At 71.5% G+C, this 9,340-nt stretch carries 9 protein-coding genes and 2 pseudogenes; 5 read left to right on the forward strand and 6 right to left on the reverse strand.

The window, feature by feature from the left end; translation table 11 throughout:
- Window positions 1–35 precede the first annotated feature (35 nt).
- The 4 genes from ABZ622_RS20020 (at window position 36) to ABZ622_RS20035 (ending at window position 3,501) form a co-directional block, all read left to right on the forward strand.
- Window positions 36–998, forward strand: a complete 963-nt coding sequence (locus ABZ622_RS20020) for a ribokinase (RefSeq protein ID WP_360544864.1) — start codon at window positions 36–38, stop codon at window positions 996–998.
- A complete protein-coding gene (gene rbsD, locus ABZ622_RS20025) occupies window positions 995–1,384 on the forward strand; it encodes a D-ribose pyranase (protein ID WP_360544866.1) in 390 nt (129 codons plus the stop codon). The genes ABZ622_RS20020 and rbsD overlap by 4 nt, the downstream gene beginning before the upstream one ends.
- A gap of 321 nt (window positions 1,385–1,705) precedes the next feature.
- Window positions 1,706–2,665 carry a hypothetical protein gene (locus tag ABZ622_RS20030; protein WP_360544868.1) on the forward strand — a complete coding sequence of 320 codons (960 nt, stop codon included), beginning with the start codon at window positions 1,706–1,708 and terminating at the stop codon, window positions 2,663–2,665.
- Complete coding sequence (locus ABZ622_RS20035) at window positions 2,662–3,501, forward strand: alpha-L-glutamate ligase (protein WP_360544870.1); 840 nt, start codon at window positions 2,662–2,664, stop codon at window positions 3,499–3,501. The genes ABZ622_RS20030 and ABZ622_RS20035 overlap by 4 nt, the downstream gene beginning before the upstream one ends.
- A 292-nt stretch (window positions 3,502–3,793) precedes the next feature.
- Here ABZ622_RS20035 and ABZ622_RS20040 read toward each other — a convergent pair whose 3' ends face one another.
- From ABZ622_RS20040 to ABZ622_RS20060, 5 genes and pseudogenes are all read right to left on the reverse strand, one after another.
- Complete coding sequence (locus ABZ622_RS20040) at window positions 3,794–4,426, reverse strand: class F sortase (protein ID WP_360544872.1); 633 nt, start codon at window positions 4,424–4,426, stop codon at window positions 3,794–3,796.
- A 134-nt stretch (window positions 4,427–4,560) separates the two neighbouring features.
- Entirely contained in the window at window positions 4,561–4,986 is a 426-nt protein-coding gene (locus ABZ622_RS20045; RefSeq protein ID WP_360544874.1) for a hypothetical protein, read from the reverse strand.
- A gap of 125 nt (window positions 4,987–5,111) precedes the next feature.
- A complete protein-coding gene (locus ABZ622_RS20050; RefSeq protein WP_360544876.1) occupies window positions 5,112–7,118 on the reverse strand; it encodes a HAMP domain-containing sensor histidine kinase in 2,007 nt (668 codons plus the stop codon).
- Entirely contained in the window at window positions 7,099–7,809 is a 711-nt protein-coding gene (locus tag ABZ622_RS20055) for a response regulator transcription factor (RefSeq protein WP_360544899.1), read from the reverse strand. Before ABZ622_RS20055 ends, ABZ622_RS20050 begins: the two co-directional genes overlap by 20 nt.
- 138 nt (window positions 7,810–7,947) lie before the next feature.
- Window positions 7,948–8,166 (reverse strand): annotated as a pseudogene (locus ABZ622_RS20060) (sphingomyelin phosphodiesterase); the annotation flags it as partial.
- A gap of 643 nt (window positions 8,167–8,809) precedes the next feature.
- On the opposite strand from ABZ622_RS20060, the pseudogene ABZ622_RS20065 reads away from it, so the two are divergent.
- Window positions 8,810–8,911 (forward strand): annotated as a pseudogene (locus tag ABZ622_RS20065) (DUF2662 domain-containing protein); the annotation flags it as partial.
- Window positions 8,912–9,091: 180 nt separating this feature from the next.
- Here the strand turns inward: ABZ622_RS20065 and ABZ622_RS20070 are convergent.
- Window positions 9,092–9,229, reverse strand: a complete 138-nt coding sequence (locus ABZ622_RS20070; protein WP_360544878.1) for a hypothetical protein — start codon at window positions 9,227–9,229, stop codon at window positions 9,092–9,094.
- Window positions 9,230–9,340: the final 111 nt, after the last annotated feature.

Raw genomic sequence — 9,340 nt, forward strand, 5'->3', positions numbered from 1 at the left:
GCCCCAGCAGTGGCCGGCCACGGAAAGCAGGAACGATGAACGACAGCGACCGCGACAGCGATCAGGACCAGGGCCAGGACCGGTACGACCTGCTGGTCGTGGGCTCCGCCAACGCCGACCTGGTCGTCGGCGTCGAACGCCGGCCCGCCGCCGGTGAGACCGTGCTCGGCTCCGATCTGGCCGTCCACCCGGGCGGAAAGGGTGGGAACCAGGCGGTCGCCGCCGCCCGCCTCGGTGCCCGCACGGCCCTGCTGGCCCGGGTGGGCGACGACGCGCACGGCCGCCTGCTCCTGGAATCACAACGGGTGGCGGGCGTCGTGACCGATGGTGTCCTGGTGGGCGGGGCCCCCACCGGCGTGGCGCTGATCACCGTGGACCCCTCGGGTGACAACAGCATCGTGGTGTCGCCGGGGGCCAACGCCCGCCTCACTCCGCAGGACATCCGGGCGGCCGGCGCGCTCTTCGGTGCCGCCCGGGTCGTCTCCGTACAGCTGGAGATCCCGCTGGAGACGGTCGCCGAGGTGGCCGGTGCGATGTCGCCCGGCAGCAGGCTGGTGCTGAACCCTTCCCCGCCCGCGGCCCTGCCCGGCCATGTGCTGGGTGCCTGCGACCCGTTGGTGGTCAACGAGCACGAAGCGCGCTACATGCTGGGCGAGTCCGCAGGCAGCACACCCCAGGAGTGGGCGCGGGCACTGCTCGGTCTCGGCCCGCGGTCGGTCGTGGTCACACTGGGGGCGGCGGGAGCGCTCGTCGCGGACGGCCGTACCGGCGATGTGGTACCCGTTCCGAGCCTCAAGGTCGAAGCCGTGGACACGACCGGGGCGGGTGACGCCTTCACGGCGGCCCTGGCCTGGCGGCTCGGCCTGGGGGAAGGACTCACGGAGGCCGCCGCGTTCGCCGTGCGGGTGGGGGCGGCGGCCGTCACGAGGCGGGGCGCGCAGGAGTCCTTTCCCACGGCGGACGAAGTCCCGGCCGCGGCGGAAGTCGCGGCCCCGTGAAGAAGGCAGGAATTCTCAACCGTCACCTCGCCGGAGCCCTGGCCGGACTGGGACACGGCGACGGAGTGCTGATCTGCGACGTGGGCATGCCCATTCCGGCCGGCCCCCGCGTCGTCGACCTGGCCTTCCGCGCCGGCGTCCCCTCGTTCGCCGAGGTTCTCGACGGTCTGCTGGACGAACTCGTCGTGGAGGGCGCGACAGCGGCGCACGAGGTCATGGCGGCCAACCCGCAGACCGCCCGTCTCCTGACCGACCGCCTCCCCGGACTCGCCCACGTACCGCACGACGAGCTCAAGCTGCTCTCGGCGGGATCCCGGCTGGTGGTACGGACGGGCGAGGCGCGGCCGTACGCGAATGTGCTGCTGCGGTGCGGGGTCTTCTTCTGACCTCTGCTCTGACGGCCTGGGCGGTCGGTCCGGACCGGCGTCCCGGGTGCTGAGCCGGTCCAGGAACACGGCCGAGGAGGACCGAGACCTCCTCGGCCGGGAATGCCTTCCTGCTCACTGCCTCGGTGGCGGTGATCCGGAAGTGGAGTTCCGCGCCGCTGTCGTTGTGGACAGCGGAGGATGAACGGAGCATCAGTAACCCACGGCCGAGGTCGCTTTGGGGCAGGCGTGACGTAGCGTTGCCCTTTTGGTGGTGTTCGAAGGAGCACCACGAGGCATCGTTGTGCCCCCATCAACCGTGGGGCACCGAGGGGTTCTGGGATGAAGCTCTGCTTCCTCGTCGAAGAGCTGTACCGGCATGACGGCATGCCGCTCGACGTCGTCCGGCAACTGAAGTCGTGGGGACACCAGGTGGACGTGGTGCGCCCCGGCGGCTCGCTCCTGCGGATCTCGGAGGAGGTGCGGGCGGGGACCCATGACGCCTGGGTACTCAAGACCGTGTCCGGCGGCCCCGGGCTCACCCTGTTGGAGGCCGCGGCGGCGGTGGGGCTGACCACGGTGAACGATGCGCGGTCCATCCGCGCGGTCCGGGACAAGGTCCTCACCTCGGTGATCGCGCGACAGTACGGGCTGCCGGTTCCGGTCACCTATTCGGCGCCGAGGGCCACGCTGTTCGCGGATGTGCCCGCGGAGCTCTTCCCCCTGGTGGTCAAGCCCGCCGACGGCAGCTCGGGGCGCGGGGTACGGCTCGTGTCGGACCCCGAGGGGCTGGCTGAGGGGGAGTGGGCGGGCGAGGGCCAGCTCATCGCACAGCCCTACGTGGCCAATGCGGGCTCCGACCTGAAGGTCTACTGTCTCGCGGGCGAGTTCCACGCCACCGTGCGCCGCTCCCCGCTCCACCCGGACGCCCCGGTCGACGAGAGGGCCGTCCCCCTGCCCGCCGAGGTGGCCGCGGCGGCGGCGAAGGTGGGAGCGGTCTTCGGCCTCGATCTGTACGGCATCGACGTGGTGCTCGGCCCGGACGGCCCCGTGATCGTCGACATCAACGACTTCCCGAGCTTCCGTCAGGTCCCGGACGCCGCGTCCCGGTTGGCCGGAGCCGTCCTTGAGCTGGCCAGGACCGGCGGCGCCGACCGGGCGGGCCCGCCCCCTGCCACCCCGCGCGTTCCGGTGCCGGCGCAGGGCCCCCACGCGCGACCCCACCCGTATCCCGTGGCCGGACTCGGTCCCGGCACCGGAGCGGACATGGTGGCAGCGGTGCCCGAAGGCGCGCGGATATGAAGGTGTGTCTGCTGACCGACAAGCCGGATCATCCGCTGCTCGCCGCGGTTTCCGCCGCGCTGGTCGAGGCGGAGCACCAGGTGACGTTCTCGGACCCGGATTCCGGAGCCGTCTCCCCGTCGCAACCGGTGTCCCCGGACGAGCTCGCCGATGTCTACCTCCTGAAGGCACATACGCCCCGGGCACTGGTGCTGGCACGCTCTCTCGCAGCGCTCGGCGCCCGGGTGGTGAACTCCGCTGCCGCGACGGAGCTGTGCCAGGACAGGAGCCGGATCGCCGCCGTGGCGGAAGACGCAGGCCTGCCGATGCCCCGGACATGGACCCTGGACGCGCTGTCCGAAGCCCTCCGCGGAGCGGAGCCGGAAGCGAACGGCTATCCGCTCATGGTCAAGAGCCGTCACAGCCGGCGCGCGGACCTGGTCGCCCGCGTCGACGGCCCGGACGGGCTCAGGGACCTGGCGTCGAAGTGGTCCGACGAGCCCGTCGTCCTGCAGGAGTTCGTCGCGAACAGCGGCTGGGACCACAAGCTGTGGGTGATCGCGGGAGAGGTGTTCACGGGCGTGCGTCCCGCACCGGTGGGCGCACCCCCGGGCGGCGCGCGGCCCGCGCCGCTGGTCCGTGATCTGCCGCAGGACTGGACCCGGCTCGCCCTCCGTACAGGGGAGGTCTTCGGCCTGGATGTCTATGGGGTCGACCTGCTGGACCGCGAGGGGGCGCCCGTCGTCGTCGACATCAACGCCTTCCCGGGCATCCGCGGCCCGGAGGGCGCCCCCGAGGCGCTGGCGGCCCTGGCCCTGCGACGCCCACGGCCCGGCCCTCGCGCCCAAGAGGCCTGAGACACGTCGGCCGCCACCAGGAAGTCGCCGGGCGTGCCCGGCCATTGCACAGGCAGCCCGTCCCGGGCCCGCGTGCACGCGAAGAGCAGCGGCCGGCGTTCCGTCGGCAGGTCCGCTTTGTGCTGGAGCCGGTCGATGCGCACATCGGCCGGCTGCTCGACGCCACCGCGGACGGCTCATGACCGGGGAAGCGGCCGGCGGCTGTTCCAGGGCCCTGCCGTGATCGAGCCCGAGACGTCCTCCGAGCGCCTTCGGAAGACATGAATCGCTATGCGGCCGGCGCGGGGATTCCTCAGCTCCGGTTCGCGTACACGATGAGATTGTCCACCGGGTGGCCCTGGGCGTCGAAGGTGCCGTCGCAGGTGATGAGACGCAGGGTGCGAGCGCCGGTGGATCCGTAGACCTTCTCGGTCGGGAAGGCCTTCTTGCTGACCGTCTCGGTGGCGGTGACCCGGAAGTGGAGTTCCGCGCCGCGGTCGTTGTGGACGGCGATGTCCGCTCCCGCGGTGATCTTCTTCAGATCGTGGAAGACGGCCTTCCCGAAGCGGGTGTCGTTGTGCCCGATGACGACCGCGGCGCCGCGCTCGCCGGGAGCGGCGCCGCCGGTGTACCAGCCGGCGGTCATGCCCTTCTCGGCGGGAGGTACCTCGACGGTGCCGTCCTGGTTGAGGCCGAGGCGCATCAGCTCGCTGTCGATGCCGAGCGACGGGATCCGGATGCGGACGGGGGCGGTTGCCGGGGCGTCGTCGGATTTCCCGGCCCCCGTCGAACCGGCCTGTGCCGGAGTGCCGACCGCGGCGGTCCTGCTGCTGCCGGGTGCTGCGGCGGCCGGGCCGTCCGTGGTGTCGGAGGAGCAGCCGGCGAGGAAGAGACAGGCGAGCAGCGGCAGCGCGGCGCGTCGGAGCGAGAGCGAGATGCGGAACATGAGGGCTCCAGGTCTGGGCGGGAATCGGCAGTGGCGCCGCCCGGGAAGGACGGCGCCACGAGGGGGCGTCAACTGCTGACGGGTGTCAACCGGCCCGCGGAGTCAGTCGACTCGGCGCGGTCGCTGCCGGTCGGTCAGCCGTTGCGCTGCGCGGCGGAGCGGCGGCGCAGCACGATCGTTCCCGCACCGGCGACCAGCAGGGCCGCCGCGGCCGATCCGGCCAGGGCGGTGGTCTGATCGCCGGATGTTCCGGCCGGTCGCTCACCGGCGGCCACGCCACCGCGCGGAGCGGCGGTTCCCGGACGCCTGACAGCGGGCTCGGGCTCGGCCGGTGCCGGGCTGTCGCCCGCGGCGACGCCGCCACGGGGCGCCACCGACGGCTGTGCGCTCCTGGGCTCGGGGGTGGCGCCGCCCTCCGCGCGGGCTGCCGCGGACCGCTTCACGGACGGCGCCGAAGGCGAGGGCGCGGAGTCGGCGAAGGCGGCGGCGGACGGTACGAGCACCGCGCCGGCCGCGACAGCGGCGAGGACAGCAGTGCGCAGGGACAGTCGGTGGGGCATGGACATCGCTCCATTCCAGGTCGGCCTCGTCGGTACCCGGGTACCGGTTCGCACCGGGGCGCGAGGCATGCCGACAGGCTGGCCCGAAGTTATGAAGAAGCTGTCAGAACGTTGTGGTCATCGCATCAGGCCCGGTCAGCGGCGGTCTGGGACTCGTCGGCCGGTTCCTCGGCGTTCCCCGTACCCGGTGTATCCGCCGCATCCGCCGCATCTGCCGCATCCACAGGCAGGCGCAGTGTGAACACCGAACCCTGACCCTCGACGCTCGCCGCGCTCACCGAGCCCCCGTGCGCCTCCACGAGCTTCCGTACGATCGCCAGACCCAGCCCACTGCCCCCGGTACGGCGGTTGCGCGACTTCTCGGCGCGCCAGAAGCGGTCGAAGACATGCGGCAGGTTCTCAGCCGAGATGCCGCTGCCCGTGTCCGCGACCTCGATCACGACCTCTCGGCCGGCCGCGGCCTCGTCCACCGACGTCCCCGCGCCGTACGCGCGCACCGTCACACGTCCGCCCGGCGGAGTGTGACGTACGGCGTTGGAGACCAGGTTGCCGATGGCCTGGCGCAGCCGGACCGGGTCGGCCCACAGCGCGGGGGAGGGCGTGCTGTCCGCAGCGGGCGGCGCCGAGAGTGTCACCCCGGCGGTCTCGGCCCCGGCCTGGTGCGCCGCGGCGACCTGTGCGAGCACGTCCTCGACGCGTAGCTGCTCGGGGTGCAGACGCAAGGCGCCCGCGTCCGCCGCGGCGAGATCCTGGAGGTCGTCGATGATGTGCTGCAACTGCAGGGCCTCCGTGTGCAGCGAGCCGATGAACGCCGGGTCGGGCTCCGCCAGGCCGTCCTGAGCCGCCTCCAGCCAGCCCCGGATATTGCTCAGCGGGGTCCGCAGCTCATGGGCGACGTCGCTGACCATGTCCTTGCGCTGTGTCTCCAGACGCGCGCGGTGGTCGGCCATGTCGTTGAAGGCCGCGGCGAGCCGGCCGATCTCGTTGTCGCCGGTGACCAGCACGGGCTCGGAGTCCTCACCGTCCCGCATCCGCTGGGCCGCGCCCGTCAGCGCGTGCAGCGGCCGCGCCAGCCGGGATCCGGCGAGCATCGTGGCCCCGACGGTGAGTGCCAGGACGAGCGCCGCGGCGCCCGCGATCTTCGCGGTGTTCGCGGGGGAGAGGTCGAAGCCGGGCACGGTCGTGCCGTCCTCGTCGCCGATGAACAGCAGGGCGGGCGAGGCGACATAGGAGCTGAGCTGTTCCCGGCGGGCCGTGTCCACGCACGAGGCGGTGGCGCGGTCGTCCTCGTCGGTGCGGAGGCTCGGCGGCGGTTCGGGTACGGGAGCCGCGGCCTCGGAGGGGGCCTTCCGTATGGAGCCGCCGCCCCAGGACAGGTCCAGGTTGAGCTGGATGCCCGGACGGTCCTGGCGTTTCAGGCAGGCGTCGGCGAGCTGGTTGAGCGCGTCCAGGGCCTTCTGTTCGGTCGCGGTCGGGGAGTCCAGCTCGTCTGTCGTGCACCGGGTGTTCTGCACACGGTCCGGATCATTGCCCACGATCTCCATGCGCGGACGCCCGCTCGGGCCCGTGACCACGTCCGCCGCGATCCCGACCCGGCTCAGGCACGCCGCGTTCCGGTCGGCGGCACGCTGCAACGCCTTACGCTCGGCGGCGGGCAACCGGAACGGTCCGACCGCGCGCGGGTCGACCCGGTCGGCCGCGTCCTCGGACCGGTCGACCGTCCGGGACAGGGCCGTGTCCACGGACAGCGGGTCGACGATCGCCGATGCCTGGGGCGGCAGCGCGGGCGGCGCCGGCCGGGAAGCGGAATCGGCGAGCGGGCGGCGCTGCTCGGTGGTGAGCGCGATCCGCCGGCCGGACTGCCGCGCCAGGTCGCGCACGGTGCCGTCGACGCCCTCCCAGGTGGGGTGGCCGGCCGCGTAGCCGAGCAGGGTGTTGTAGATCCGGGCGTCGGCGGTCAGGTTCTGGCCCTGCTCCTGCTTGATGGCGCCGGAGGTGGTCTGTACGGCCAGCCAGGCCGTGGCGGCCACCGAACAGGCTGCCACCAGCGCGGAGACCGCCAGCAGGCGGCCGAACAGGCTCTTGCGGAGCGGCGGCCGGTTCCGCCGCCGGTCACGACGCACGCGGAGCATTCCTCGCCGGGTCCGTCAGCTTGTAGCCGACACCGAAGACGGTGAGCAGCCTGATAGGCCGACGTGGCGCGGGTTCGATCTTCTTGCGCAGGTTCATGATGTGCACATCGACGGTGCGGAAACTGATGTAGCGGTCGAAGCCGTGCAGCTCCTCCAGGAGCCGCTGCCGGGTGAAGACCCGGTCCGGTTCGGTCGCCATCGCGGCGAGGATGCGGAACTCACCGGGTGTGCAGTCCACCGGCCGGCCCTCCACGGACACCTCGTGCCGGTCCGGGTCGACGACCAGCGCACCGCACCTCAGCGCCTGGTCCGCGGCGGACGCGGTGCCCTCCGTGCCCCGACGGCTGCGCCGCAGCAGGGTCCGTACCCGGGCCATCAGCTCACGCGGGCTGTACGGCTTCGTCATGTAGTCGTCGGCGCCGAGATCCAGACCCAGCAGCAGATCGTCCTCGGTGCTGCGGGCCGTCAGCATCAGCACCGGCAGCTCCCGGTGCTCGGCGCGCAGCACACGTACCACGTCCAGACCGTCGGCGCGCGGCATCATCACATCGAGCACCAGCAGATCGGGCTCCCGGTGCCGGACCTCGGCGAGCGCCGCGAGCCCGTCGCCGACGACCGTGACCGCGTGGCCCTCGTGTTCGAGGTAGCGGCGTACGAGTTCGGCCTGTTTCTCGTCGTCTTCGGCGACCATGACATTTGCGCACACGCGAACGATCGTAGATGACCACGAAGCGACCATTCATGGCGCCGGTTTGTGCCGCTCACGTCGGCCGGACCACCGCGGTGCGGATTCCCCGCACCGCGGCCGAAGCCCTGACCGCTCCGGGCGCTACCGGACCGACGCGACCACCGGGTAGTGGTCGGAGAGATTCGTGTACGTGTAGCCGGTGCCCCAACTCGACACGGTCCAGGGCGCGCTCTGCTCCTCGACCGCCTCGTTCGTCCACCCGGACGGCTGCGCGTGCCCGGTGCGGTGCAGCACGTGGTCGAGGTCCTCGCGGAGGTAGCGGTCGGCGGCGATCGAGTTGTTCCGGGTGTCGAAGGAGTACGGCCTCTGACGGCCGGTGGCGCTCCCGTGCTCCCCGCGCTCTCCTCCGGGTAGAGTGCGGTCGAGCGCCCCGGCCGCACGAACCCTGCCGACTTTCCCTCGTCTCACGTTGGTGGGACACATCTGACGGAGTGTTCGGAGCGCCGATAGGCGGGCGAGAGCAGATGGACCACTTCGTATTCTCCGCCGGGACAGTCGTCGTTCAGCACTCGCGTATCGATGAGCAGGCGATTTACGGTGTGCCCGTCGCGTTCCAGTAGGTCTCTCAAGAACGTTTCGGGAGCTGCCCTAAGTTCGCTCTGCTCGGCCTCGGTCAGCTCAAGTCTGTAGACCTCAAAGGCGGATGCTTCAACTTCCGTCGGGCGGTGGACGGTAGCCATAGCGGGACCTCTCGATGGGACGTCTCCTTCCAGCATGCGCGGATCGGAGCGCCCCGCAACTGCACCCCGACGTTCGGGGGAAGTGTGGGTTCGAACCCCGTCCGCGACGCCTCGTCTTCGACGTGAGGGATCACCTTCAGGGGGCGACCGCAATGCCGCGAACGATCGGCTCCGGGCTGCCGGGGACCGAGTAAGGGGTGGGGTCTGCGATGCATGGGGGGAGCCGCCTGATTTCCTGAGACGTGAATACGATCAGTAAGGATTCCCCCACGACAATCCAGGATCTCGGGTCTACCAACGGCATCGCGGTAGACGTGCACCCCACCGCCCGCGCTACGGTCCACCACGGCTCGCAGAACCGCTGAGAGCGCAAGGGAGGGACAGCCCATGGGCACCGACCACAGGACCCCCGCAGTAGACATCCGAGTTGGCGGATTCCGTATGACTGTTCAGCGTGCACCGGTGCGCCTCTTCACGGCGCTGGTGACCCTTGGAGGGTCGGCGCTCACGGCATGGCTGACAACGCGGTAAAAAAGTGCCTGCGGCTAGGTGTTGTACGTGAGGACGCGCAGCGACGGAGTCCCGGCCGCCGACGCCTGCGGTGCGTTGGCGGCCAGAGTCGCCGCGGCGAGCGCGCCGGCCAGGGTCGCGCCGGAGATACGACGGATCGCGCGATTCGGCACAGGATCTCCTCGTGTGGGGGGGGTGCCTCTATGTCCTTCGTCAAGGCTGCGCCATCGGATTTGTAGCTGTTTGCCTTGGTCATGCGGCGAGGGTGACTGTGCGGGTTCGGG

Origin of the sequence: Streptomyces sp. NPDC007164 (genome assembly GCF_040634135.1) — a bacterium.
Lineage (GTDB): Bacteria > Actinomycetota > Actinomycetes > Streptomycetales > Streptomycetaceae > Streptomyces > Streptomyces sanglieri.

Coding starts and splice junctions, on each gene's coding strand:
- ABZ622_RS20020 (WP_360544864.1), top strand. CDS start 36: ATGAACGACAGCGACCGCGACAGCGATCAGGACCAGGGCCAGGACCGG.
- ABZ622_RS20030 (WP_360544868.1), top strand. CDS start 1,706: ATGAAGCTCTGCTTCCTCGTCGAAGAGCTGTACCGGCATGACGGCATG.
- ABZ622_RS20035 (WP_360544870.1), top strand. CDS start 2,662: ATGAAGGTGTGTCTGCTGACCGACAAGCCGGATCATCCGCTGCTCGCC.
- ABZ622_RS20040 (WP_360544872.1), bottom strand. CDS start 4,426: ATGTTCCGCATCTCGCTCTCGCTCCGACGCGCCGCGCTGCCGCTGCTC.
- ABZ622_RS20045 (WP_360544874.1), bottom strand. CDS start 4,986: ATGCCCCACCGACTGTCCCTGCGCACTGCTGTCCTCGCCGCTGTCGCG.
- ABZ622_RS20050 (WP_360544876.1), bottom strand. CDS start 7,118: ATGCTCCGCGTGCGTCGTGACCGGCGGCGGAACCGGCCGCCGCTCCGC.
- ABZ622_RS20055 (WP_360544899.1), bottom strand. CDS start 7,809: ATGGTCGCCGAAGACGACGAGAAACAGGCCGAACTCGTACGCCGCTAC.